Annotated in this window: 17 protein-coding genes; 7 read left to right on the forward strand and 10 right to left on the reverse strand. The window is 43.3% G+C overall.

What is annotated here, in order from left to right; genetic code table 11:
• Positions 1-5 precede the first annotated feature (5 nt).
• Both R8P61_18145 and R8P61_18150 read left to right on the forward strand, forming a co-directional pair.
• Positions 6-1,202 carry a sodium ion-translocating decarboxylase subunit beta gene (locus R8P61_18145; protein MDW3648997.1) on the forward strand — a complete coding sequence of 399 codons (1,197 nt, stop codon included), beginning with the start codon at positions 6-8 and terminating at the stop codon, positions 1,200-1,202.
• Between the two features lie 36 nt (positions 1,203-1,238).
• Positions 1,239-2,162 carry a 2-dehydropantoate 2-reductase gene (locus R8P61_18150; protein MDW3648998.1) on the forward strand — a complete coding sequence of 308 codons (924 nt, stop codon included), beginning with the start codon at positions 1,239-1,241 and terminating at the stop codon, positions 2,160-2,162.
• Here R8P61_18150 and R8P61_18155 read toward each other — a convergent pair.
• On the reverse strand, positions 2,159-3,415 hold the full coding sequence (locus R8P61_18155) for an Hsp70 family protein (protein MDW3648999.1): 1,257 nt from the start codon (positions 3,413-3,415) through the stop codon (positions 2,159-2,161). The genes R8P61_18150 and R8P61_18155 overlap by 4 nt on opposite strands.
• A 386-nt stretch (positions 3,416-3,801) precedes the next feature.
• Positions 3,802-4,896 carry a slipin family protein gene (locus tag R8P61_18160; GenBank protein MDW3649000.1) on the reverse strand — a complete coding sequence of 365 codons (1,095 nt, stop codon included), beginning with the start codon at positions 4,894-4,896 and terminating at the stop codon, positions 3,802-3,804.
• An 895-nt stretch (positions 4,897-5,791) separates the two neighbouring features.
• Here R8P61_18160 and R8P61_18165 point away from each other — a divergent pair.
• A complete protein-coding gene (locus R8P61_18165; GenBank protein ID MDW3649001.1) occupies positions 5,792-7,513 on the forward strand; it encodes a WYL domain-containing protein in 1,722 nt (573 codons plus the stop codon).
• Positions 7,514-7,528: 15 nt separating this feature from the next.
• Positions 7,529-8,452: a hypothetical protein gene (locus R8P61_18170; protein MDW3649002.1), complete on the forward strand. Its 924-nt coding sequence runs from the start codon at positions 7,529-7,531 to the stop codon at positions 8,450-8,452.
• On the opposite strand, the gene R8P61_18175 is transcribed toward R8P61_18170, so the two are convergent.
• The 5 genes from R8P61_18175 to R8P61_18195 all read right to left on the reverse strand — a co-directional run bounded on the left by R8P61_18175 (position 8,453) and on the right by R8P61_18195 (position 11,827).
• Entirely contained in the window at positions 8,453-8,878 is a 426-nt protein-coding gene (locus R8P61_18175; GenBank protein MDW3649003.1) for an HNH endonuclease, read from the reverse strand.
• Between the two features lies 1 nt (position 8,879).
• A complete protein-coding gene (locus tag R8P61_18180) occupies positions 8,880-9,269 on the reverse strand; it encodes a hypothetical protein (GenBank protein MDW3649004.1) in 390 nt (129 codons plus the stop codon).
• A 51-nt stretch (positions 9,270-9,320) separates the two neighbouring features.
• Entirely contained in the window at positions 9,321-10,142 is an 822-nt protein-coding gene (locus R8P61_18185) for a class I SAM-dependent methyltransferase (protein ID MDW3649005.1), read from the reverse strand.
• Positions 10,143-10,208: 66 nt separating this feature from the next.
• The gene (locus R8P61_18190; GenBank protein ID MDW3649006.1) at positions 10,209-11,147 is read right to left on the reverse strand and encodes a hypothetical protein; all 939 of its coding nucleotides are present in this window, start codon (positions 11,145-11,147) and stop codon (positions 10,209-10,211) included.
• Positions 11,148-11,212: 65 nt separating this feature from the next.
• A complete protein-coding gene (locus tag R8P61_18195) occupies positions 11,213-11,827 on the reverse strand; it encodes a flavin reductase (GenBank protein ID MDW3649007.1) in 615 nt (204 codons plus the stop codon).
• Between the two features lie 388 nt (positions 11,828-12,215).
• Here R8P61_18195 and R8P61_18200 point away from each other — a divergent pair, with 388 nt between their 5' ends.
• The 3 genes from R8P61_18200 to R8P61_18210 all read left to right on the forward strand — a co-directional run bounded on the left by R8P61_18200 (position 12,216) and on the right by R8P61_18210 (position 15,594).
• On the forward strand, positions 12,216-13,181 hold the full coding sequence (locus R8P61_18200) for a transposase (protein ID MDW3649008.1): 966 nt from the start codon (positions 12,216-12,218) through the stop codon (positions 13,179-13,181).
• A 147-nt stretch (positions 13,182-13,328) separates the two neighbouring features.
• Positions 13,329-15,017, forward strand: a complete 1,689-nt coding sequence (locus R8P61_18205) for a D-aminoacylase (protein ID MDW3649009.1) — start codon at positions 13,329-13,331, stop codon at positions 15,015-15,017.
• 4 nt (positions 15,018-15,021) lie between these two features.
• On the forward strand, positions 15,022-15,594 hold the full coding sequence (locus R8P61_18210) for an isoprenylcysteine carboxylmethyltransferase family protein (protein MDW3649010.1): 573 nt from the start codon (positions 15,022-15,024) through the stop codon (positions 15,592-15,594).
• Positions 15,595-15,962: 368 nt separating this feature from the next.
• On the opposite strand, the gene R8P61_18215 is transcribed toward R8P61_18210, so the two are convergent.
• From R8P61_18215 to R8P61_18225, 3 genes are read right to left on the reverse strand one after another with little or no spacing between them, the layout of a single operon-like run.
• Positions 15,963-19,328, reverse strand: coding sequence for a VCBS repeat-containing protein (locus R8P61_18215; protein MDW3649011.1), 3,366 nt, complete (start codon positions 19,326-19,328; stop codon positions 15,963-15,965).
• Between the two features lies 1 nt (position 19,329).
• Positions 19,330-22,635: a VCBS repeat-containing protein gene (locus R8P61_18220; GenBank protein ID MDW3649012.1), complete on the reverse strand. Its 3,306-nt coding sequence runs from the start codon at positions 22,633-22,635 to the stop codon at positions 19,330-19,332.
• A 47-nt stretch (positions 22,636-22,682) separates the two neighbouring features.
• Complete coding sequence (locus R8P61_18225; protein MDW3649013.1) at positions 22,683-26,012, reverse strand: VCBS repeat-containing protein; 3,330 nt, start codon at positions 26,010-26,012, stop codon at positions 22,683-22,685.
• Position 26,013 lies beyond the last annotated feature (1 nt).

Below are 26,013 nucleotides of genomic sequence, written 5' to 3' on the forward strand. Positions count from 1 at the left end.
GGCGAATGGATCTATTAGGAAAACTCTACGAAATGACCGCGATCCAGCCTCTGTTGGATTCACCGGGCAGCCTGCTTATGTTGTTCATAGGATTTGGGCTCCTCTATTTAGGGATAAAGAAAGAATTTGAACCCCTATTACTGGTTCCCATTGCTTTTGGTCTTCTTCTCGCAAACTTTCCCGGCGGCGGCATGGACATAGTCGATGCCGAAACTGCTGAAAGTATGGGTCTGCTGGAACTGACCAAGAAATATGGGATCATGAATCTCCTCTATTATTCCCTGCTAAAAACGGGACTATTACCTCCCCTGATCTTCATGGGAGTAGGTGCGCTTACTGATTTTGGTCCCATGTTGAGGAACCTGAGACTGGCCTTTTTCGGAGCAGCTGCGCAGATCGGAATTTTCAGCGTTCTCTTTGGGGCATTGGCCGTAGGTTTTGATATAAAGGAAGCTGCTTCATTGGGTATCATAGGCGGAGCAGATGGTCCTACCGCCATTTTCACCACCCTGAAACTGGCCCCTCATTTATTAGGTCCGATTGCCATTGCAGCTTACTCCTATATGGCTTTGGTTCCTGTGATTATTCCCTTTGTAGTTCGATTTACAACAGGCGAAAAGGAACTAAAAATCAATATGAAGGAGCAGGACAAGCTTTTCCCTAATAAACGGGAGATCAAAAATATGAAGTCGGTCAAGATCCTCTTCCCTATTGTTTTGGGAACGCTGGTTGCGATTTTGGTTCCTTCCTCTGTTCCCCTGGTGGGCATGCTTCTGTTTGGAAACTTATTGAAGGAAGCTGGCAATCTGACAGAGCGCTTACATAAAGCAGCCTCCGGTTCCATCATGAATATATCGACCATATTTCTTGGCCTTTGTGTAGGTGCGACGATGACAGCAAATACCTTTCTAAACTCCCAAACGCTCCTGATTATCCTGGGCGGCTTTTTGGCCTTCTGTATTTCTGTGGCTGGGGGGATTTTCGCAGTAAAAACCTATAACCTTTTCGCTGCAAAGAAAATCAATCCCCTGATCGGCGCTACGGGTCTGAGTGCTGTTCCTATGGCTTCACGGGTAGCAAATGAAATCGCGCTTAAGCACGATCCCCAAAACCATCTGCTACAGTATGCTATGGCCAGCAATATTTCTGGAGTCATTGGTTCGGCTGTAGCTGCAGGAGTCTTGATCAGTTTGCTCGCATAAGTTTGGATAAGGCAGCAGAGCTTTTTTAATTCAGATATGAAAATTGCCATTCTGGGAAGCGGAGGTGCCGGAGGATATTTTGGTGCCCGACTAGCAAAAGCTGGACATGAAGTTCATTTTCTGGCCAGAGGAGCCCATTTAGCAGCATTGCAAAATCATGGGATTCATATCAAAAGTATAAATGGAGATTTTTCTCTGGAGAAAGTTAATGCCACAGATAAGATAGAGGAAATCGGCAAGGTGGATCTCATGTTTATGGGGGTAAAGTCCTGGCAGTTGAAAGCTCTGGCTGAACAAGCAATCCCACTTCTGAAGCCTGATACTTCAGTGATCCCTTTGCAAAATGGCGTGATGGCCTATGAAGAACTGAAAGAAGTTTTTGGTGAAAAACATGTTCTTGGGGGAACGTGCAGGATCATCAGTAAAATCACAAAAGCAGGACATATTCATCATTTCTCTGTTGATCCGCTGATTCATTTTGGGGAATGGGATAACTCAGATTCAAAGCGCATCCATGAAATTGCCGACTTATTGCGGGCAGCAGGCATTCGCGCCAATCCCTGTCAGGATATACAGGCTGAGATTTGGAAGAAATTCATCATCATTTGTACGAGTGCTTTATTGGCGGTAGGAAAAGTCAGTTATGGACAGATCATGGAGCAAGCAGAAAGTCGGCAATTGCTGCGAGAAATGATTGAGGAAATCCATGCTTTGGCACGTAAGATGGGAATTGTGATCGAAGAGGAATACCTGGACCAGAGCATGAGCTTTATGGATTCATTTTCCTATGATGCTACCGCCTCTTTGGCAAGAGATATTTGGGAAGGCAAACCCTCCGAACTGGAATATCAAAATGGGAGTGTACTGAGACTGGCAGAAAAATATGGCGTTCAGGTTCCGATAAATCGCTTTATTTATTACGCCCTTTTACCTGCTGAAAGAAAGGCAAGAGGCATTTAGGCAAACTTTCTCCGAGCATCATACAATAAGCCTTCACAAACACTGCCTAGCAAATTGTCTGTACTCAATTCTGCTGCTGGAAAAAGTTCGATAAAGGCTTGTCGTACCACGGGAACCGCACTAGCACCTCCCGTCAGGATGATAAGTTCAATATCTTTTGCTTCCAGAGCTGCAAGCCTCAAAGCCTCTTCTGCTGTACTTTTGAGGGAAGATATCTTCTCTTGCAGATCTGATTCAAACTGCATCCTTTCGACCGAAACCTTTAATCCCTCCTCAATAAAATCTATCCGAATTTCTGATTGAGCATCTGCAGAAAGCTCAATTTTGGCACTTTCTACTTCTTTTAAGAGATGGTGGGCCCGTTTCTCTTCTATCAGTTTAAGAAAGCGATGTAATTTTTCCGGAGCCTCCGCTTCGGTGATCACATTTTTCATAGCCAAAAAGGTCTTTCGCAGATAGAGTTCAAGGGCGATACGATTCCAATCTGAAGCAGCATTATAGGGCCAATTGGGAACCGCCAATCTTTTCGCTCCATATTTACTTTTATAGCCAAATTCCCCCATCACCTGCCCCACCGAAAGCACACTATCAAAATCTGTCCCTCCTAAAGCGATCCCATTATTGGCGAGTATATCCTCTTCCCGGGAAGTCTTATCCTTCCTCTCAGGTCCTAATCTAATGATCGAAAAATCAGAAGTACCCCCTCCCAGGTCTACGACCATCGCCAATTGTTCTTTGGACAAGCGGCTCTCATGGGCAAAAGCAGCAGCTATAGGTTCATATTGAAACTCTACTTCTTTAAATCCTATGGCCTGGGCCACTTTCGTCAAATCTGATTCTCCACTTTTATGGGCAGTCTCCAAATTTGAAAAGCGCACAGGCCTTCCAACTACCACATGGCTCAGTTCTTCGTCCAGACCTTCTTCTGCCTGAGATTTGACATGTTGAATAAAATCTCGAAAGAGATCGTGAAACTTTAATTTAAAACGGGAAGTCAACATGGTCCCGGAGCCAAAATATTTGGTTCCCAGCAGTCGCTTAAAGCTGCGAAGGAGGCGTCCTTCTTCTCCATTTATGTAGAGTTCCAGAGCCTGACGCCCATAAACGGGATGATGGAGATCATGAATAGGATAAAAAGCTACGGAGGGGATGTCCGATTTTCCTCCATCCAGAGAAATATACTTCATCCCATGTTCTCCATGGTCAATTGCACACAAGGTATTGGAGGTCCCAAAGTCGAGGCCGCAGTACATAGAGGAAGCTTGTTTGTGTAAAAAGGGCTACAAAAATAGAAGCTTTTTTTGGCAGAGCAAATTGAAAGTGAGATTTGGGGAAACAAACCTTAAAGATTGTACCATCCTGAGGCTGGCAGGCGAGATGGCTCTTATGCGCCAAGAGATTCTGCAGGTAGAGTTTTGCATAATACATGATCTCTCAGCACGCAAGCCTTCCTATTGCCAAGCTTCGAGATGAGGAAGAGTTCTATTACACTCACATAATCTGTCATCCCGGCCTTAATCCAAGAGCCGGGATCTCTCGCCAACAAAATGAAAGCTAGAGATCCCGGATATCTGCTAGATTCCGGAATGACAGGCTGTTTACATAAAAAAGAAAAGCCCGGCTAAAGCGGACTTTCCTTTTACTTCGTAAAAATATCTCTCAATTGATCCAGGACCTGAGAACCCCCAGACACAGTGATGCTATTGATCTTATCGGCGATCTTCTCCATGTACTCCATCTCCTTCAGTTTGAAGAGCATCTCGTTTTCCTCCATCAACTTGGCGGTATTCATCAAGCTTCGGGTAGAAGCGGTCTCCTCTCTTCGCGTGATGGTATTGGCCTGGGCGTTTTTCTGAGCGACCAGAACTTTGTTCATGATCTCCTTGATATCGCCCGGCAGGATGATGTCCTTGATACCACAGTCCTTGATCTCAAGACCTAAAGACTGGCTTTTCTCCTTCAGAATTTCGCGGACAAACTCAGAAACTGATTCTTTTTTATCCAACAACTCATCCAAAGTCAGGGTACCGACATACTCCCTCAAAGCCAACTGCACATGGCTGTACAACTGAGTATCATAGACCTTGTTCTCGATCAAAGCCTGGTGGATATCCACGATGCGATAAGCGGTGTGGAAGTTCACCCGAATATTGGCTTTGTCTTTGGTCAGAATTTCCTGCCCCAATACTTCTTGCTGCAAGAGTCGAAGGTCAGCTTTCTTTACTTCGATATTGATGGCATTTCTCCAGAAACGATAGGTACCTGGCTCCAGGTCTTTGACGTATTTGCCCTCTTTGAAAAGCAGACCTTTCTCATAAGACATTACCTCAAAAGTTCGGATGTATGGCAAAACCGATACTTTCATCAGCGTATTCAAGCCGATATCTTCGGTGATTTCCGGCTTGCTTAGGTCAACTTTCTGAAAGGTGTATTCACATACCCCTTTGAAGAAAGCATACCTGCCCGGACGAAGTACTTCCTGAGAAATTCCGTCTCTGTAAACCAGAGCAACCTCATGATCTTTTACTTCTATTACAGTCAGCAAGGAAGCTAGTTTCGCATCTTGCAATAAAATATTCAATTCAATCTGTGTCAAAAAAGGCATGGCCATATCATAGATCACGATTTCTTCGAAAAAACCGATCCAGTACACGCCATCTACCAGGCATCGCTGATATTCACCTCTTTTCATCACAAGGGCTACTTTACCTTTAGCAATTCGTACTCTTTTCATGATTATAAAATTATGTTTACATGTATACTGAGCCCTAAGGCACATTTTAAAAAAAAAGGGAAATCATTCCGCAGGATCATTCCTATAAAGCGGGAAAAAACTTGAGTCAGGATTCATTCAGCTAGTTCTGGTAATCGGCTGTTTCCGGAGAATTCCTCGAAAGGAAATCTGCAGATTGGCCTTATACAAAAAGTAAACAAAGGCTCATGACGGTATCCGTCTTTACGCATAGCTTTTAAGAAACTGTTTCCAACATCCGAAGATGCTTTCCACCGATCCCTTAGCCTGACTTCCCGGGTGGTGATCTTTTTTACAAGAGACCTACTTGTGAATAAAATGGAGTTTCAATCCATTCTAGTGTTCTAACCAACTGAACTAATACAGCGAACTGTATGTGGGATTCGAACCCACGACTCCTAGATTAAGGTACAAGACAAATTCCGGCAGAGACAGCATATGTTGACTCAAAGAGCTACACACTATGGGGCTATACAGAAACCCTCATCTGGTTCTCAAACTTTCCTTCTCCTGCGCGCTTCTACTCCGAGAAGATCTTTCGCTCTCCCCCCGAAGGGGAAAAGCTTAGCTTTCATATATTTAAAGAGCTTTGTTTCATTGTTACAATACAAAGGTGAGAAGCTACTGCGCAATCTTTTTGCGTAGTAAAGAAATTTTTATAAATTTTCTTAAAAATTAGCATCTGGCAGGATTTACTCCCTTTTAGCATACAGGTAGTGATGGCCTTAAAATTAGCTGAGAGGGCTGGCCAAAAGCGCTGGATTTAGAAACGAATAGTTCGCGAATACCTTAAAAAGCGGTATTCCATTCCTGATTTTGACGGTTTTTATGCCACTTTCTTCCTAAAAAAGTGGCCAAAGTCCCTAAGAAATAGTTTATGCCCGTTAACCGAAATGCACTTATTCGCTACAAAACCATCGATCAATGCCTGCAAAATCGATACAGAAGCTGGACGCTGCAGGACCTGATTGATGCTTGTTCTGATGCGCTCTACGAATACGAGGGGATAGATAAAGGGGTAAGTCGGCGAACTGTGCAAGCGGACATCCAGGTCATGCGTAGCGATAAACTGGGCTATAATGCACCCATTATCGTCAAGGATAAGAAATTCTATACCTATGAAGATGCCGAATACAGTATTACCAATATCCCTTTAAGCGAACAAGACCTCGAAATGCTGACTGAGGCAGTAGAATTCATGAAACAATTTCAGGGCTTCTCGCATTTTCGGGAACTGGGAGGTATGGTACAAAAACTGGAGGACCACATTTATTCCCATAAAACGGATACAAAACCGGTCATCGATTTCGAAAAGAATGAAAATCTCAAAGGCATCGAATACCTTGATCCTTTGTACCAGGCCATTATCAAAAAGAAAAGCATCAAAGTTGAGTATAAATCGTTTCGGGCAAGAAATCCCCAGGGCTTTATTTTCTACCCTTACCTTCTCAAAGAGTTTCGCAATCGATGGTTTTTGGTAGGAAGAAGAAAGAATCAGGGAGGCATCCTGAATTTAGCCCTGGATAGAATCATAGCAGTCGAAGAAAGCGAAGAGCTCTATCGAGAAGATAAAGAATTTGATGCGAGTACGTATTTCAAACATGCGATAGGAGTTTCCGTCAGTCCCAATTTGGAGACAGAAGAAATCCAGCTTTTCGTCAATCATACCCATGCGCCTTATGTCCTGACCAAGCCCCTGCATCCTTCTCAGGAGTTGGTAGATAAAGACAATTACGGGATCATCATTTCTCTTGAGGTCCAGCACAATTTTGAGTTGGAGAAAGAAATACTCGCCTTTGGAGATGGGATTAAAGTGATCAAGCCTGAACGATTGAAACGAAAAATTAAAGATCGCCTCAAAGGAGCGATTGATCTTTATGATACCGAGATTAATGAAAGTGGACTCGTGGCAGCAAGTCGCAAACTTTCACATAGGGGCTTTTGTGATCTCAACTTTGTCTTCACCCAAAGAATCATCAGAAAAATCAAAGGTATACTCGATAGTGAATGGAAAGATCTCCCAAAGAGGCCTTACTCTCAACGTTGCTTTCTCCAGAAACATCCTCGCTTGAAAGAATTTATTTTTAATCCCAATCTGCGGCGGATCATTGAGAAAATAGATCCCAATGCCTTTATCGTAAAAGCTATCTATTTCGATAAAACTCCTCAAAGCAATTGGTTTGTATCCTGGCATCAGGATCTACCGATCAATGTAAAAGAGAAGATTGAAACTCCCGGCTTTGAAAACTGGACCTTCAAAGAAGAGATACATAGTGTTCAGCCTCCCCTTGACCTCTCAAAAAACATCTTCTCTATCCGCATTCACCTGGATGATACAGATGCTAATAATGGTGCCTTACAAGTGATTCCCGGCTCGCATAATAAACGCCTGAGTGATGAGGAGATAAAAGTAATTAGTTCCAATAGTATCCCCTCGCTGGGAGAATTGGCTGCGGGAGGGATTCAGATTATCAAACCTCTCATTCTACATGCCTCCTCCAAAAGCAAAAGCCAGAAAAGACGCAGGGTAATTCATATCGACTTTGCCTCTATGGAACTTCCGGGAGAATTGGAATGGTTAGAGAAAGATGTATTTTAAGAAAAATGGCAGATAATGGAACTGGAAGCCTTTAAAGACAAACTTACCCAACTCCTGATGGCCCATAAACTGGATGCCTTCTTTAAGGAAGTGGATGAAAATCTTGCCAAGAGATCGGATCTACAAACCTTTTATGGACTTTTGAGAGCGAGGCATAGCAGGTTACAAATGGGAATAGGTCAGGGAACTGAGGAAAAATCAGAGGTAGATCTGGAATTGAACCGAATCATTAAGGGCTTGTCTGAGTTCGTTGAGATGCTAGAAACTGCTCATGTAAAAAAAGAAGAAAGCAAAGACAGCCTCGAAGCTATCCTGGCGGAGATAGAAGAGCAGAAAAAATTGCTGGAAGATTCTGTTCAGGGAAATAGTAGTCGATTGGTGAGGATTGGGCAAAGTCTGATCAAATTGGGCAAAACCATTGCAGAGCCTCCTCCACCGGAAAGTGGTATTCCCTATACAGTGTATATGGAATTGGGGCTAAAGAAAGCTGCCAGAAGAATGAAAATCGGCTATGCGGAACTGGAGCAATGTTATGGTCTATTGCTGGACTCATTCCGCAAAATAAATACCGCTCACAAAGACCTCGTAACGTATCTGGATGTACCGGAAGAAGATCTTGATGCAGAGGATATAGAACAAATCAAAGCTGTTTCTTTAAATCTAAGAGGTACTGTAACCAATCTTGCCAATACCCCTTTTGAAAGACAGGAGTTTGATGCTGTAATTACGATGGCTGATGAATTATTAAGGAAGAAAGCAGAAATTCCCGATGAGCTGGCTTTTGTCCTGATGTATATGGAGGAAATGAAGGATAAATCTCTTCTGATCAAAAGTTTTATGGCAGAATTTGTGGTGGAGATAAAAGCCCTCATTGACTCTTTCAAAGAAATTTTCGTGGAACTTGAGCTCAATTTGCAGGAGCAGGAGGAAGAAATATAACTAAGCCGGTGGATGCTCTCCCTGCAAATACAGAATTCTCCTCAGATTTACTACGCTTGTCCGATTGAGTTTCATACAAATAATACTCGCCCTTCCGGTCGGAGTCAGTCCGAGGATTGTTTCATAATCTTTGCTCCAGATAAAATGCTCTCCCCACTCATGTTCTCGTGGATTGTAGAGGGCTACTTCTTTCTGGCTAATGGGATCAAGCGCAAGGGTCTTGGTATACTTAAAATTATTACAGCCCTGACAGGCAAGGGCCCAATTATGAGGCTTATGTGCCCCTCCTTTGCTTTGAGGCAGAATATGTTCTATGGAAAAACGATGCGTGGCAAATGCTTCCTGACTTAAACAGTATTCGCAGCAAGCATTTGCACGCCGATAAACTATTTCACGATCTGTAGGAGAAAGGTATTTCTTGCCCATCTTAGGCAGCGCGTATATCGAGTTCTTTGATAAGATCCCGAATACTTACGTTTCGGATAGAAGAGAGCTCAGCGATCAATTGCATTCTTTCCACATTTAGCTGCTCCATCTTTTCCGTCAAATGTATAAGACGCTGCAGTTCAGGATCAGAAATTTCTTCCGCCTCACGTCTGGCAATCAATTGTGACAACTCCTCCAGTTCTTCCTGGGTAAGTCCATCATTGATTTGCTGTAATAAAGCGGTCTCTTTTTTTCCTAAAGCAGGTGCTCTTTGACTGGCACGTATGCTTAAAAGCTTCTCCAGGGCAATTTCCACCTCATTGGGGCTAAGTTCTTCGAACTTCTCGAATAATTTGCCCAGAGACTTTTTATGTGGCGGTTTTTGTGACATAGAACAAAATTGGTCTAAGCTATACGCTTAATATACGAATAAGTTGACAATTTAGGTACCTTCTGACCGAGCTTTGATCGAATACATCACCGGAATCTTTGCCCCCAAATGCTTGAATTGATACTTATAGCGGCCGATTTCCTTGAGATTCTCAAAACAATTCCAGGTAGAAAAATTGAATTCATTGAAAACCTCCAGCTTCAAGCCGGCACCAATCAAGGCATTCAGAATTTCACTAATCGGGTGGTTCCAGCCATACTCTGCCTGTTTGATATCTGCACTTCGATCTGCATAAGTCCCTTCAGTGGTTTCGGCGATTACTTCCTCATTGAAATAGGAATAATCGATGCTATCCATTTCATAATTGTGCATCCAGATAAAAGGATGAAAGTCCACCATGTAGAATTGTCCGCCCGCTTTTAGGAAGTGGGCAATAACCTTTGCCCATGCATCCAAATCCGGCAACCAACCAATAGTCCCATAAGAAGTAAAAACAATGTCAAATTTTCCTTCCAGATGTTTTGGCAGGTCATAGACATTGCAACAGACAAACTTAGCGGGGATATCCAGTTCCGCAGAGAGTTCTTTTGCCTTGGAAATGGCTGCATCCGAAAAATCCATGCCTGTGACTTCTGCACCTTCCCTCGCCCAGGACAAGGTATCCATTCCAAAATGGCATTGGAGATGAAGCAAAGACTTTCCTTTTACTTCGCCTATTTCTTCCAACTCAACAGAACGCAGGCTACTTGCTCCGGCTTTAAATTTCTCCAACTCATAAAAGTCAGAATGCTCGTGGACAGCCGTTTTCTTGTTCCACAGAGCCTTATTGGCATTAAAATATTGATTAAATCCTTCCATAATAGGTGAGTCCATTCCGAGAGGAATGGGATTAAAAATAAAACGTAATGGAGAGGTGTAAGGGCGTAAAGGTAGGATTTCCTAATCAATCACCCAATTCTTGCTAAACTTTTTCAAATCCTGTGCAATCAGCTTTTCCTCCGTACCTACATATTTCTTTCCAACCAGAGGAAAGGAATAGGCCAGGATGGCACCGTCGGTAGGATCATAAATCATTTTGCTGGGATGATAGGTAAAGTCATCACTTTGTTTGCGGATGTAGAGCACCAAATGCCGCGTATCTCTTTGTAATATAGCTTGTCGCAACTGCTTCTCACTTACGATCTTAAACTCAAAAGGATAAAGGGATTTTAATTCATTGGGAGTGATTTGCCCCATGGCTTCCTGACTTATCATCAAAACTTTTGAATCCAGGCGGGCGCCGGCTGCCTGAGGAGATTGTATCCATGCAGACTCTCTGATGATCCGTTCTTTTTGCACGCCCCTTACTACAAATTGGGCAGTCAACAAGGCATAGACATAATCTGGTTCAGTAGGATTGGCCGAACTAAAAAGACGGACCACTTTGGTGTCCAACAATTTTTTCTCCAGAAAAGCCTGCTTACTAAAAGTCAGAATCCGCAACTCCCCAGGGAGAATCGGATCCTCATATTGCTTAGATTCTTCCTGATAAGGACCCATACCATAAATCCCCAGCAGGTAACGATCGGGGTTACCTGCTATTAGGGAAAGGGCCTGTTTATAAGGCAATATCCTCTTGGGTGTCAAAACCCAATAATTATTTACTAATTCGATGATTTGAGCTCTGTGGGCTTCGACCTGGCTTTCTACCAGCTCATAATTACAGCTCAATTCTTCTGATTCGGCAATTTCTTCTCCATCCAAATCCCAATAAGCAAAAATCAGCTCCTTGCTGTCAAAAACTCCATTATGGATATGGTAGAAATTTATGCTTTGTGCCTGTGAGGAGAGTATCCCCAGGCAGAAGAGCAGTTTAAGGAAGAGAGTTCGCGGGTTCATGGAATTACCAAGTGATGTTCATGTAACGTCTACGGAGTAGTATTAGTACGCATACATTCTATCAATCAGGGTTTCGCATAAGGAAGTCGGTTCAATCTTTCTGTCTTGTGATAGGAATCTAATCCACTGATACACACACTTTCAGCTTTTTCCAGATCGATAAAACCATCACCTCCTAAAATTTCCTCACTCAAAAATAATTCTTTTAGCTGTCCGACAAGCAGAATGGCGTCATTGGCAGCTATTTTATGTTCCTCAACCAGCGATAAACCCATCTTAATGGATGATTCGGCTACATAAGGCGCCGGAATATTTCCTCTAAATTCAGGATTGAGCCCTACCGCTTCGAATTCTGATATGTCTCTGGGATAGCGAGCAGCTGTCTGATGGGCTTTGGTATAAAAATCTTTGTGGATATGGTTGATCGTATAAAAGCCAGTAGCTTTTATGTTCTCATACGTATGCCTATCCACGGAATTTGGTCGACTCAGCATGCCTAACAAAGGAGGATTTGCCCCAAAATGTATCACTGAGCTAAAAACTGCCAGATTGGTATTGCCAGCTTTATCTATGGTTCCGACGAGATTGGCACTTTTGAAACCTGAAAGGGAATTGATCAGATTGGTCCTGAAGCGTTTTTCGAGCTGGTCTATGTCTTCTTCGCTGATTCTTTTTAGCATAAATAGATTTGGTGGAATGCTTTTATAGGAAAAGAACTATGGGGAAGCAATCTTGTTTAGGGGGCAGCGCTCAAGTAGGAAAAGTTATAGCTAGAGATCCCGGCCCTTAGGTTAAGGCCGGGATGACAAAAACTATTTAATGCCATCATAACAAATCTGTCATCCTATACTTGCCTAAGAGCTAGGGAAGAAAAGAATTCTTAGTTTGTGGTATTTGAATAAGCAGCAAAAGGAGAGGGGATAAATCCGTTAAGTGTCATTGGTTTAAAAAACCGTCCGGGATGTTGGTTTCCCTCTCCCTCTGATCCAAAACTAGAACAGTACAGTAGGCTAAGAGCCAGAATGTAGGATTGATAAGTTCGAATCAGAGCTGCTCAACTATAGGATTATGGATAATAACGTATATGGAATCGACATTGCCAAAAAAAGCTTTGAAGTAGTCTGTCTTAATGATAGTGGGAAAAGCTGGGTAAAAAGCTATTCCAATACTGCTTCGGGCCATTGTAAATTTATCGAAGTCCTCTCTCAAGGAGATCTCTGTGTCATGGAAGCAAGTGGTCCCTATTATTTATCCCTGGCCTTTAGTTTACATCAGCATGGGATTAAACTAAGTGTAGTTAATCCCCTGGTCATTCGCCGCTACAGTCAGATGCAATTAAGGCGAACCAAGACCGATCAGCAAGACGCGCGCTTAATTGCTCAATATGGACGGGATCACCGAAGCTTTATTAAGCTCTGGCAGCCTCCAGCGGCTATTTTTCTCCGCTTACAGCAGTTTTTGACTAGCATTAACCTATTTCAAAAACAGCTCCAGATGCTTCGTAATCAGCTCGAGGCTATGGATCAAGTTCCTATTGTGGATCCTTTGGTGAGAAGTCAGCAGCTTTATCTGATCGAACAGCTACAAGCTTCGATCAAGCGGCTGGAGCAACAGATGCTCAGCCTTAGTAAAGAGCATTGTTCACAAAGCTATCAGTCGCTTATGAGCATCCCAGGTATAGGACCTAAGACCGCTTGTTTGTTGATCTGTATTACCCATGACTTTAGCCGATTTGAGTCTGCCAAACAATTGGTCGCTTATTTGGGATTATGTCCTCGTATTTTCACATCGGGTAGCTCAGTAAAGGGAAAGGAGAGGATCGTAAAAATGGGGCAGGCCTTGGCAAGAAAGTATCTCTATATGGGAGCCTTTTCCGCGATGAAAGTAAATCCTCTTTGTCAATCTATGGTAGAAAACATGAAGCAAAAGGGTAAACATCATAAAGTCATTAGAGTTGCGGTTGCTCATAAACTCTTAAGACAGGCTTTTGCTGTAGCTAAAAATAGAACTCAATTTAATCCCAATTTTATTTGACTTTTACTACAGTACATCCCGGAATCTATCAGATGTCCGGGACCTCTAGCAGCAACATCTACTTAGCCTTTCATTTGACCCTTTCGCCTATTGTCAAAAGATTTCCTATCTTTCTTCCAATAATCTCTTTTCCTGAATTAGTTGCATATGAAAGCCACACGCCTACTTCCTCTAATACTATTTAGTATTGCATTTCTTCTGTTTTCCGCCTGCGAGCCTCCCAAAGAATACGACTTCATCATCCGCAATGCCATGATCTATGATGGATCAGGCGAGCCTGGATACAAAGGTGATTTGGCCGTAAACGGAGATTCCATTGTCGCAGTGGGAAAATTTCATGCAATTGGTAAAACAGAATGGGATGCCGAAGGAAAAGCCTTAGCTCCCGGCTTTATCAATATGCTCAGTTGGTCTCCAGAGACGCTTATAAGGGACGGACGCTCCTTGAGCGATATCAGACAAGGAGTAACCCTGGAAGTCATGGGAGAAGGCAGCAGCTTCGGTCCTTACAATGAGGAAATGAAATCCTATATGCAGGAGAACTTAAAGGATCTGGATATAGAAGTGAGTTGGACGACTTTAGGGGAATATCTCCAATTTCTGGAGGATAAAGGAGTTTCTACCAATGTTGCTTCATTCGTAGGGGCTACTACCCTGAGAGCCTATTATATCGGCTTTGAGGATCGAGCTCCTACTGCGGAAGAAATGCAGGGCATGAAAGATTTGGCCAGACAGGCGATGGAAGAAGGAGCCATGGGGATAGGTTCAGCCCTGATCTATGCTCCGGCTTTTTATGCTAAAACGGACGAATTGGTCGAGCTTTGTAAAGTAGCAGCGGAATATGACGGTATGTATATCACACATATGCGTAGCGAGGGGAATAAGTTTCTGGAAGCCATTGATGAAGTAATTGAAATTTCTGAGCAGTCAGGCATCCGTTCTGAGATCTACCATCTTAAAGCCGCCGGTAAACAAAACTGGAATAAACTGGATCAGGCAATTGCCAAGATTGATTCTGCGCGTGAAGCAGGAATCATTCTCACCACCAATATGTATACCTATACAGCCGGAGCGACAGGTCTGGATGCAGCTATGCCTCCCTGGGTGCAGGAAGGTGGATATAATGCCTGGGCAAATCGACTTAAAAATCCCGGCATCCGTAAAAAGGTAATCGCAGAAATGAAGACCGATGCACAGGATTGGGAAAATCTCTATTATTCCGCAGGATCGCCGGATAATCTGGTTTTGGTAGGCTTTGAAAATGAAGAATTGAGAAAGTATACCGGAAAGACCCTTGCCGAAGTAGCTGAAATGCGTGGTACAAGTCCGGAAGAAACGGCTATCGATCTGGTGATCGAAGACGGTAGTCGCGTGGGAACCGTTTATTTCCTGATGTCTGAGGAAAATGTTAAAAAGCAAACCAATTTGCCCTGGATGAGCTTTGGGTCGGATGCCGGTTCGATCGCTCCCGAAGGTGAATTTCTCAAATATAATCCTCATCCGCGAGCCTATGGGAACTTTGCTCGCTTGTTAGGAAAATACGTGCGGGAAGAAAAGGCCCTGACTTTGGAGTCAGCCATCCATAAATTGAGTGCACTGCCGGCCAGCAATCTCAAAATCAAACGAAGAGGAGCCTTAAAAGTCGGGAACTTTGCTGATCTGGTAGTCTTCGATCCAGATAAGGTACAGGATCATGCGACTTTTGAAGATCCTCATCAGCTTTCCACGGGCGTAAGCGATGTCTGGGTAAATGGCGTACAAGTTCTCAAAGACGAAGCGCATACCGGTGCTACTCCTGGAAAATTTGTTAAAGGCCCCGGAGCCATAAACCCATAATATTTTGAGCCTCATTTATTTGATCTATGCTTTCCTTTTTGCCCTTACGTTGGGAATCAGGACCTATTATAGCAGAAAATATAAACCGGATCAGGATTCTCTTAGCAAAGGGCCGATTTATGATCGCGTCTTGCTGGCTTTGATTGGGCTAGCAACTCTTTTTCCCTTTGTCTATATATTTATCGGATTTCCTGCCTTTGGGGATTATGAATTGTCTGAGAACGTTCAGTTTATGGGCCTGGTATTTTTCTCAGGAGTTCCATATTATCTCTATCGATCCCATCAGGACCTAGCAGAAAATTGGAATCCCGAAGTCGGAAGGAATGCAGAAAACAGCCTCATCACATCCGGGATATATGCTAAGGTCAGACATCCTATGTATAGCACTTTTTTGCTTTGGGGGGTAAGCCATCTCTTTATTTTCCCCAACCTAATAATTGCTCCCATGCTCCTTGTTTTGATGATACTTTTTCTTCCTCAGCGGATTAAAAGAGAAGAGACTTTTCTATTGGAGCTTTATGCTGAATATGCGAAGTATAAAAAGAAAAGCTATGCTTTGATTTGGAGGCTTATTTGATTGGGTTTATTAGGTGTTTTCAGGGTTTGCCCTTCCACCTTTTTTAGAAAAAGCTGGAGTCAAAAATCGCAGAGCCCAAAGCCAGCCACATTTGCCGCCCCGACTCCCGATACGTTCTGCAGGGCCAGCACTCTTGAAGTGAGGTCATTTCGAAGTTTGAATGAGGGAGAGTTTGGTATGAGATGAAATATTGACCGAACCCTAGGTGTCCCCCCGACCGAAGTGGAAGGGCCTTAGCTTTCCTTCTTCTCCTTCCATCTCTTTGGGAGAGGGAGAGGAAATAGCCCGGAAGAATGAGGTCCCTCGACGGGGCACGGGATGACACGATTTTTGGAGCTAGTGATGAAAAGGATTGTATAACTTTGCGTTTATTCCTGAGATAATGCCAAAACAGCATCATGATTTCGAGCGACGAGCAGGATGTTCTTCCCACCCACATTCACTTGAAGAAAATCCCGTACCTCTCCCCGTATCTTAATGCCTGATTCTTTTGAAGAAAGGGGATAAAATTCCCCCTTAGCATCCCCCAGCAATAATAGGCCATAGCTGGCATCATAAATCCCAATCTCTGGTTTAGATCTATAAAAATTTCCGCCCAAAAGGATATCCAGATTTCCATCTCCATCTCTATCTGCTATATCAATGGCAAAGACAGGGGCCATTTGCGCTGCTTGTGGAAGAGCCTCCAATCGGAATTCCCCTCCCTCATTCCATGCGATCATAGAACGGGTTTCGTATACGTAACTTTTTGCAGCTGTGCGAATTGCCTTTTCCTCAAAAATATCCTCTACTCGCTGCTCTTTGTAGTTTTCATAATAGAGGTATTTCTTTTTCAGTCCAGGCATCTGCATGGTTAGATCATGTCGAAGTGCCAAAGGATAGTCTTCCTCCCCATTGTACATGCTGATGATTTGCTCGGGGGTTTTGTTGCCGTCAAAGTCATTTACCAGAATACTCATAGGCTTTTCCTCCGAGGCTTTAAAGCGAGAGTTTAAACCCAAATTCCCAAGCACCAAATCCAAATCTCCATCATTATCCAGATCAGCCGCTTTCACTACATTGTAAAAGCCATTGCTATTTTCCAGGCCTACCTCCTCTGTGATATTTTTAAGCCTTCCGTCTTCATTTTCGAAGATGCTGACAGGCATCCATTCCCCTAAGACTATCAAATCTTCATCATTATCTCCATCCAGGTCCATCCAAAGAGCATCAGTAATCATCCCCAGAGACCTGAGCTCAGGGGCTTTAGTCTCCGTTACATCTGTGAATTGCCCTTTCCCATCATTTTCCAATAAATATCCACTCACTGCTACTCCGTAAATACCGGGTTTCAAACGAGTGCCTACAAAAAGATCCTGATCTCCATCAGCATCTATATCGCTTGCTTTCACTGAGGAGCCAGCTTCGATTTTCTTGCCGGGAAGTCTCTGCGGCGAACGACTAAAATTGCCCGATCCATCATTGAGGTAGAGTCGATCCAACAATTGAGGCATCAAACCCTTGAACTCATTTCCCCCGCTTACCACATACAAATCCATATCCCGATCTCCATCGGCATCAAAAAATAGCATATCTATATCCTCCGCATTGCGATCTCGTTCGAATATGGATGTATTACTCTTGGTAAAAATACCCTCCGCTTCCTGAATAAAAAGGCTGCCAGCCTGGCCAGAAGCTCCACCGATAAAGAAATCCTCTAATCCGTCCCCATTCACATCTGCTTTAGCCATTTTGGGCCCTTCAGAAGATAGCATATGATAGATCAGAGGATCGCGATCAAAGTCGATAAAGTCATTTTCTATATGTCTGTGGTCAATTAGGTCCAAAGAAGAAAAGAGTCCCGCAGCAGGCATTTCTGGAGCTTCCTCTTTCTTCGCTTCCGCCTCAGACTGTCTAATGATCAGCAATTGATCAGCCTCAAGATTTTCCAGTACACTCATCCTTCCGTCTGGCCATAGCACTTCAATTTTTTCGACCCTTGTGCTATCTCCTAATCCAAAATGAAGCTTCTGATCTATACAGGATTGAAAGCCTCGCATGGGCGCCAATTCCTGGTACAAAGTTTCATCGCCCACTTTCAGGCTTACTTGTGCGCCTAAAGCAAAACGATTGGGCCCCTCACCTTCCAGTGCCAATTCCAGGAAATGAGTTCCTGCTTTCGATTGAGATTCATTGCGAAAGAGGAAGGCAGGCATATTGGAATTATTGACGACGATGTCTAGGTCTCCATCATTATCCAAATCGCCATAAATAGAACCATTGGAATGACTGGGGACAGATAAGCCCCAATTTTCTGTTACGTTTTCAAACTTCAGATCTCCCTCATTTTTGAAGGCATAATTAGGAATGCGTTCGGAGGGAATGATGTCAATGAGTTTGAGAATGGCGTCTTTTTCTTTGTTCTTGATGGCCTGAATGATCTTGGGATCATTGGAGTGGAAATTGATGTAGTCCTGATCGAGCAGGTCTTTATAGATGCCATTTGAAACGTAGATATCCTTCTTCCCATCATTGTCAAAGTCAGCCATCAAAGCGCTCCAACTCCAATCGGTCGCATGTACGCCAGCCAGTCTTCCAATTTCACTAAAACTGCCATCGCCATTGTTGAGTTGGAGGACGTTTCGGGTAAATTGATGGTGGTAGCCATTTTTGACATTGAGTTGGTATTTATCCCAGTCCTCAAAGGTCATCTTGGTTTTATAGCGTGCATCCTTCTCAGGTAGCATTTCTGTCACAAAGATTTCCGGATAGCCATCATTGTTGATGTCCGCCATATCGGCTCCCATAGAACCCATACTGGTTTCCCGGATTTGATTGACCAGATCTTCTTTGAAGCTTCCATCTTTTTGGTTGATGTAGAGATAATCCCTTTCGAAGAAATCATTGGAGACAAAGATATCCTGCCAACCATCCCGGTCCACATCTCCGATTGTTACCCCTAATCCAAATCCAATATCGCTTCCATAAATACCCGCTTCTTCACTTACATCTGTAAACTTTCCCTGAATCATCTTCCCTTCCTCATCAAACTCACTGTCATTTCGGTAAAGCTTATTTCCTCCCAGGCTATCTCTTTTTTCTCGTAATCCCGGTCGAATATCATAGCCACCAACCGGACGGAAGGAATTATTGAGCAGGTACATATCGAGGTCGCCATCCTTGTCATAGTCAAAGAAGGCTGAGTGCGAAGACAAGCCTTCATCGGCGATGCCATATTCATGGGCCTGTTCTGTAAAGGTCAGGTCGCCATTATTGATGAAGAGTTCATTGTGCCGTTTATCTCCTCCCGGTCTGCCGGACTTATTGACATAAATGTCCAGCCAACCATCGCCATTTACATCAGCAAATGCTACTCCTGTAGACCATACGTTTTTAGCTGCTACGCCCGCCTGCTCGCTAATATCTTCAAACTCAAAATTGCCTTTATTCAGATAGAGTTTATTGTCCTTGAGGTTGCCGCAGAAAAAGAGATCTGCCAGGCCATCATTGTTGATGTCACCCATTCCTACTCCGCCTCCATTGTAGAAGTTGCGATAGGTGTACATATTGAATTCAGGCGTGTATTCGACATCATTGCTGAAGTCGACGCCAGTACTATCGGCGGGCATGAGGGTGAAGAGGCTTTTTCCTTCTTCCTTTCCGCTCTCACAGGAACTTACTCCAAGGCCTAGCAGGCATATGGACAGCAGGTATGCCTTAAGAATTCCTAACCTATATTGCTTTCCTTTCCTCATGTTAATATGCTAATTCAATGAGTTGCAGCTTATCATTATTGGGGGCAATGAGCAAATGGGATTTACCCTTTATCCGCAAAAGTTTCACATCTCTTATTTGCCCATTTATGTCCAGTTTTTGATGCCTCCAGGGAGTGTATGTATACGTGTCGCCCTCTGGAGCAGGCTTTCTGGATAAGACTAATCCATTCAGACCATCCATTCGCCCAATAGCTGGTTGAATCTCATATAGATTCCCTGCAATCAGGATTTCTGGTCCTTTAAAATTATCCAATTCCTCAATCAAAATCGTGTAAATGGGGGCAAGCTGAGCTTCCTGGGGAAGTTTTTCCATCCGAAATTTCCCAGCTCCTTCATTCCAAACAATCACAGAATGAAAAAAATCCGCTTTTCTCTTTACAGATGCTTCAAGTTCTTCCGGGCTAAAAATTTGGTCTATGCTACTATTGGCAAATTTACTGTACTGACGAAAGCGTTTTTTGAGCATGACCAATTGAGTGCTCAATTCATCAAAACCAGCAAGCGGGTATTCTTTCCCCTGACGATAATAAGTGATAATGGGATCCTTACTTAAATTCTTGTCAAAGTCGTTGATATAAAGTCGAATCGGTTCCTCGGGACTGGGTTGGAGATTGGAGTTCATACCGAAATTCCCAACTACCCAATCCTTATCTCCGTCGCCATCCAGATCTGCGGTTTCAATACTTGTCCACCACCCATAAGGCATAAATTGATTATCCTTTTCGTATTGGAAAACAGGGCTTTGCTTCTTTAGCTTCCCATCCTGATTTTCAAAAATTTGTATGGGCATCCATTCTCCTACTACGATCAAATCGAGATCGCCATCTTCATCAGTATCCGTCCATTCCGCAGCTGTAATCATTCCCAGTTCTTTCGTATCCATAATTTCATCTGAGGCAATCTCAAATGTTCCTTTGCCCTGGTTAATCAATAAGTAGGAATCCGGAAACATCCCATAAGCAACCGGCCGGGATCGATTCCCCACAAAGAGGTCTACATCGCCATCCTGGTCAAAATCAGCTGCTTTCACGCAAGATGTTTGGGCAAAAAAATCAGGGAGGGAATGTGTAGCTTTTGAGAAATGAGCCTGTCCATCATTCAAATACAAGCGATCCTTCAGCGCAGGGTTTTGTTGATAAAATTGATTACCAGCACTACCAACATACAAATCCTGATCGCCATCATTATCTGCATCAAAAAAGAGGACAGCAACATCTTCTTGTACTGAATCTTCCTGAAAAAGCTCCTGATTCACTGAACCAAAAAATCCTTCCTTGTTCGAAAGATACATAGTCCCGGCTTGTTGGGTCGCTCCTCCAATGTAGAAATCATCGTTCCCATCATTATTTAGATCAGCAAGCGCGATCTTTGGTCCCTGAGTAGAATAGAAATATGGGATCAGGCTTTCTCTTTTGTGATCCTGAAAGATATTTTCCTGGTGATTGAAGCTGATTCCTCTTTCAGTTGGAGATAGCTTTTTGAAATAGTTAATGCTTTTGGAAAGTTTAGTTGAATCCGGGAAATAAGCATCTTCTTCCCTGAGTATCAGGGTCCGATTTGCCTCGCTTATTGTACGGGAAAAAACTTTACCATTTGGCCACTCTATGTTAAGCGTAAAAGGTGGAGTCTTTCCCAAAACGATCTCATAAGGCATGGAAGATTGCCATCCTCTTACTGGATATAACTCTTGATGCATGACATCTCCTCCGCGCTGGAGGGAGACCTTTACTCCCAGAGCTTTCGGATTCTCCTTAGGTCCTTCAAATTTGAGTTTCAGATAATGATAATCCAGCTTTTTATTTCGCTGATTTTCGTAGATGAAAGCAAGATCATTGATATTATTAACCACTATATCCAGATCGCCATCGTCATCCAAATCAGCATAGGCTGTTCCATTTGAGTAAGAGGCTCTTTGAAGCCCCCAACTTGAAGTTTTGTTCTCAAAATTCCCATGCTTATCCTGCCGAAATATATAATTAGAGACTTTCCCATCCGGCATTTGAGCTGCCAGTTCCAGGTCAGAGGCATGTTCCTGAATCTGCTTATTCGCAATGAACTTCAAATAATCGAGATCATTGGGGCGGCGAATAATCCCATTGCTTATGTGGACATCCTTATATCCGTCCAGATCGAAATCCGCCATGAGTACAGACCAACTCCAATCTGTGCTAGATAAGCCTTTGAGTTGTCCCACTTCTGAAAAGCCTCCATCCTTGCCATTGTTGACATGGAGCATATTTCTGGGTAATTGATGACTATAGCCAAAGCTTCGTTTAAACTGATAGATATCATAAGGATCGATGCCCGCCGAGCTTTTAAAAACCACCTCATTTTCCGGCTTCATATCCATAGTAAGCAGATCGAGGTATCCATCATTATTCAGGTCAGCCAGGTCATTGCCCATGGAGAAATTGCTGGTATGGGTGAAAGCTGAACTTGAACTTTCTGTAAAGCTTCCGTCGCAATTGTTGAGGTAGAGGAAATCGTTTTCATGGAAATCATTGCCAACATAAATGTCAATACATCCATTATTATCGACATCGCCTACAGCTATACCCAATCCGTATCCGGCGATTCCTCCTAATATGCCCGCTTCTTGGCTTACATCTACAAAGTGAGGGCCTTCTCCTTTATGCTGATTTAAATCATTTCGAAAGAGTTTATCTCCGGCTTTAGGATCTCGTTTACGGGTAAAGCTGGTATCACGATAGGATTCCGTACTATGGACCGAATGACTAAGCAGGTACATGTCGAGGTCTCCATCCTTATCATAATCCAACCAGGCAGCTTGTGTAGAAAAACCTTCATGATTTAAGCCATATTCAGCTGCTTGCTCGACAAACTGAGGCCCTTCTTTTAGGCCTTGATTGATAAAGAGCTGATTTTTGCCCCTTAAGCTCTTATAATCTCCTACTTGACAGAGATAGATATCCAGCCATCCATCCGCATTGATGTCTACCATCGATACACCCGTGGACCAGTTGCCTGATCCGCCAACAACAGCCGCTTCGGTAATGTCTTCAAATTGAAGATTGCCTTTATTCAGGTAGAGTTTGTTGCTATGTTGATTGGAGGAAAAGTAAATATCTGGCAAGCCATCATTATTGATATCTCCGATGGCCACACCTCCCCCATTGTAGAAGTAGAGATACTGGATGATATTCATGCTATCGCTTTCCAATACCTGATTGACGAAGTTGATCCCCGTTTCTTCCGAACTTTTCAATTGGAAAAGCGGAGCTTCTTTTTTCCCCTCGCATCCAGGCAGAAAAAATGACAGCAGCATAATAGCTGCAAAAGAAATTGGTATGAATGGAGACCTAGGAATCATGATCAATAGCTGAACAGCTGCATCGGCTCATTATTTTTTGCTACCAGTAGCAGGGAGGTATTTCCTCTTTTCAGGCTGATCAGATCCCGGACTTCCCCCTTTAGAAAGAAGCCACTTTCAACCGAAGAAACAGGCTCAAAACTCCCATCTCCATTGCCTTTCAGCAGTAATCCGTAATTCGCATCATAACGCCCCACTTCAGGCTTCACGGCATATAGATTCCCTCCCAGGAGGACATCGAGATTGCCATCTTTATCAAAATCTTCTACCAATAAGCCATAGACGGGAGAATACTGAGCTTCGAGGGGGAGATCCCTGATTTCAAATTCTCCATTGCCCTGATTAATCAGGATGGAGCTTCTGAGGTTATGTACTTCCTTTACCAGGCTTCCTTCCAATTGCTCGGGGCTGAAGATATCTTCTATTCTTTGTTCCTTATAATTGATGTATTTCAGGTATTTGCGCTTGAGTACCGGCAATTGCATGGTCAGGTCATGACGCAATACCAATGGATAGGATTCTTCTCCATTAAATTGGCTAATGACAGGATCGGGAGTCCCATTATTATCAAAATCTTTTACGTGGACAGTAATGGGTTTTTCGGCAGATGCTGAGAAGCGAGAATTCAGCCCATGATTTCCGACAATCAAATCCAGGTCCCCATCCTTATCAAAGTCTCCGGCCTGCATACAATTCCACCAGCCTGAACTTTTCTCCACATTACTGATTGCATCGATTTGTCTGAATTTCCCTCCATTATTTTCAAAGAAACTAATGGGCATCCATTCCCCCGAAATAATCATATCCTCATCATCATCCCCATCAAAGTCCATCCAGATGATGTCCTTGATCATCCCCAGATTTTCCAGTTCGGGAGCAGCTACTTTGGTGATATTCTTGAACACCCCTTTGCCATTGTTGTTGAGCAAATAGCCATTAGCAGAAACCCCATAATAACCGGGGATGGCCCGAATCCCCACAAAGAGGTCCATATCTCCATCTTTATCATAATCAGCTGCCTGAACGCAAGCTGAACTTTCGGGCTTGAAGGTAGGAAGGTATTGAGGGGAGCGACTAAACTGCCCGCTGCCATTGTTCAGATAGAGTTGATCCACCAGCACATTGGTTTTCATCAAAAACTCATTTCCTCCACGAGCTACATAAAGGTCCTGATCTCCATCATTGTCTGCATCAAAAAAGATACAGTCCATATCTTCAGAAGCTCTATCCTGATTGAAGAGAGCTTGATTAGTGGAAAGGAAAGATCCATCGGCTTGTTGCTCATAAATAGCCCCAGCAGAATTGGCTGCTCCTCCAATGAAGAAGTCTTCGAGTCCATCACTGTTGACATCTGCTTTGGCGATATGCGGGCCTTCGGTGGACATCATATGATAAAGCAAAAGGTCTCTTTTGAAGTCCACAAAGAGATTTTCTTTATGTTCGTATCTCCAATCGAGGCTGTCTTTTATTTCGGTGAATAAGGGAGCATTAGCTCCTTTAAGGCCTTGAGGATTGGCAGGTCCTTTCTCAGCATCTGTATATTTAATCGTGAGTAATTGGTCCACTGCAACATCCTTCAAAATCGTTTGCTCTCCTGTGGGCCATTCTACCTTCAACTCTTCAACTTTAGTGATGTCTCCCAAACCGAAATTGGGTCGATAGTCGATGGAAGACTGAAATCCGCGAATGGGGATATTTTCAATATAAAAGTCTTTCCCTGCTGCTTTCAGGCTCACATTGGCACCTATGGCATAGGGATTTTCATCTGTGCCTTCTAGTTCAACTTTCAGATAATGCCTTTCGGGGTAAATCTTGTCTGCCTCATTTCGATAGAGGAAAGATTCCATGTTGACATTATTTACTACCAAATCCAGATCGCCATCATTGTCAAAGTCGGCATAGGCTGATCCATTGGAATGGCTGGGCGTAGCTAGTCCCCAGGCATCGGCTACATTTTCAAATTGTAGTTCTCCCTGGTTTTTGAATAGATAATTGCTGATGCGGGTAGAAGGAATGGTATCGATGAGTTTTTTGAAGTTGACGCCTTCCGGTGTACGCATCTGTCGAACTACTTCTTCATTGGAAACGAAGTTGATGTAGTCCTGATCGATGATGTCTTTATTCAAGCCATTTACGACATAGAGGTCTTTCAATCCATCATTGTCATAATCGGCCATCAAAGCTCCCCAACTCCAGTCTGTTGCTTCTATCCCTGCCAATCTCCCAATTTCACTAAAACTTCCATCTCCATTATTGAGTTGGAGGACATTGCGCGTAAATTGATGGTAGTAGCCATTTTTCACTCCATATTGATAGCGGTCCCAGTTTTCAAAGGTCATTTTGGTTTTGAAACGCGCATCTCCTTCCGGCAACATTTCTGTAACGAATATCTCCGGATAGCCATCATTGTTGATGTCTGCCATATCAGCCCCCATAGAAGCTACGCTCAGGGACAAAATTTGATTTTCAAGGTCTTCCAGGAAAGTGCCGTCTTTCTGGTTAATGTAGAGGTAGTCTTTTTCGAAAAAGTCATTAGACACGAAGATGTCCAACCAACCATCTCTATTTATATCTCCTACCGTTACTCCCAGTCCAAAACCGATTTCGCTCCCATAGATTCCAGCAGCTTCAGAAATATCTGTAAAGTTTCCTCCATCGTTTCGGAAAAATTTATCTCCTCCTTTTTCATCTCTGATGGGTCTTTGGTCCACCTTTAGGTTGAAGTCAAAAATAGATCTATAGGAATTGTTGAGCAGGTAGAGATCGAGGTCCCCATCTTTATCATAATCAAAAAAGGATGCATGGGTTCCATAGCCGTTATCCGCTATCCCATATTTTTCGGCTTCTTCTTTAAAGCTTAGCCCGTCTCCTCCCTGATTAATAAATAGTTCGTTTTGTTTATTGTCTCCAGCTACATCTCCTGAATTACACACGTAGATATCTAAATAGCCATCTCCATTCACATCTGCCATGGTAACACCCGTGGACCAGGCCCGGGTTCCCGCAACACCAGCTTTATCCGTAACATCTTCAAACTGAAAATTCCCTTTATTCAGATACAGGCGATTTGATTTCATATTGGCTGTAAAATAGACATCCATCAAGCCATCCTTATTCACATCTCCTATTGCGACTCCTCCTCCATTGTAGAAGTTTCGATAGGTATAGATGTTGAAGGATTTGTCGTACTCCAATTGGTTGACAAAATCTATCCCGGATGCTGAAGATGATATCTGGGTAAAGAGTTGGGGTTCTTCCTCTTTCACATCTGTCTTAGGGCCTGATTCACAGGCGAAAAGAAATAGGAGAGAACATATGATTAGTAACCTCATG

Source organism: Bacteroidia bacterium, assembly GCA_033391075.1.
In the GTDB taxonomy this organism is placed as follows: domain Bacteria; phylum Bacteroidota; class Bacteroidia; order J057; family J057; genus JAWPMV01.

Excerpts from the sequence above, each read along its gene's own strand:
- R8P61_18145 (MDW3648997.1), top strand. The coding sequence starts at position 6 with ATGGATCTATTAGGAAAACTCTACGAAATGACCGCGATCCAGCCTCTG.
- R8P61_18150 (MDW3648998.1), top strand. The coding sequence starts at position 1,239 with ATGAAAATTGCCATTCTGGGAAGCGGAGGTGCCGGAGGATATTTTGGT.
- R8P61_18155 (MDW3648999.1), bottom strand. The coding sequence starts at position 3,415 with ATGTACTGCGGCCTCGACTTTGGGACCTCCAATACCTTGTGTGCAATT.
- R8P61_18160 (MDW3649000.1), bottom strand. The coding sequence starts at position 4,896 with ATGAAAAGAGTACGAATTGCTAAAGGTAAAGTAGCCCTTGTGATGAAA.
- R8P61_18165 (MDW3649001.1), top strand. The coding sequence starts at position 5,792 with ATGCCCGTTAACCGAAATGCACTTATTCGCTACAAAACCATCGATCAA.
- R8P61_18170 (MDW3649002.1), top strand. The coding sequence starts at position 7,529 with ATGGAACTGGAAGCCTTTAAAGACAAACTTACCCAACTCCTGATGGCC.
- R8P61_18175 (MDW3649003.1), bottom strand. The coding sequence starts at position 8,878 with ATGGGCAAGAAATACCTTTCTCCTACAGATCGTGAAATAGTTTATCGG.
- R8P61_18180 (MDW3649004.1), bottom strand. The coding sequence starts at position 9,269 with ATGTCACAAAAACCGCCACATAAAAAGTCTCTGGGCAAATTATTCGAG.
- R8P61_18185 (MDW3649005.1), bottom strand. The coding sequence starts at position 10,142 with ATGGACTCACCTATTATGGAAGGATTTAATCAATATTTTAATGCCAAT.
- R8P61_18190 (MDW3649006.1), bottom strand. The coding sequence starts at position 11,147 with ATGAACCCGCGAACTCTCTTCCTTAAACTGCTCTTCTGCCTGGGGATA.
- R8P61_18195 (MDW3649007.1), bottom strand. The coding sequence starts at position 11,827 with ATGCTAAAAAGAATCAGCGAAGAAGACATAGACCAGCTCGAAAAACGC.
- R8P61_18200 (MDW3649008.1), top strand. The coding sequence starts at position 12,216 with ATGGATAATAACGTATATGGAATCGACATTGCCAAAAAAAGCTTTGAA.
- R8P61_18205 (MDW3649009.1), top strand. The coding sequence starts at position 13,329 with ATGAAAGCCACACGCCTACTTCCTCTAATACTATTTAGTATTGCATTT.
- R8P61_18215 (MDW3649011.1), bottom strand. The coding sequence starts at position 19,328 with ATGAGGAAAGGAAAGCAATATAGGTTAGGAATTCTTAAGGCATACCTG.
- R8P61_18220 (MDW3649012.1), bottom strand. The coding sequence starts at position 22,635 with ATGCTGCTGTCATTTTTTCTGCCTGGATGCGAGGGGAAAAAAGAAGCT.
- R8P61_18225 (MDW3649013.1), bottom strand. The coding sequence starts at position 26,012 with ATGAGGTTACTAATCATATGTTCTCTCCTATTTCTTTTCGCCTGTGAA.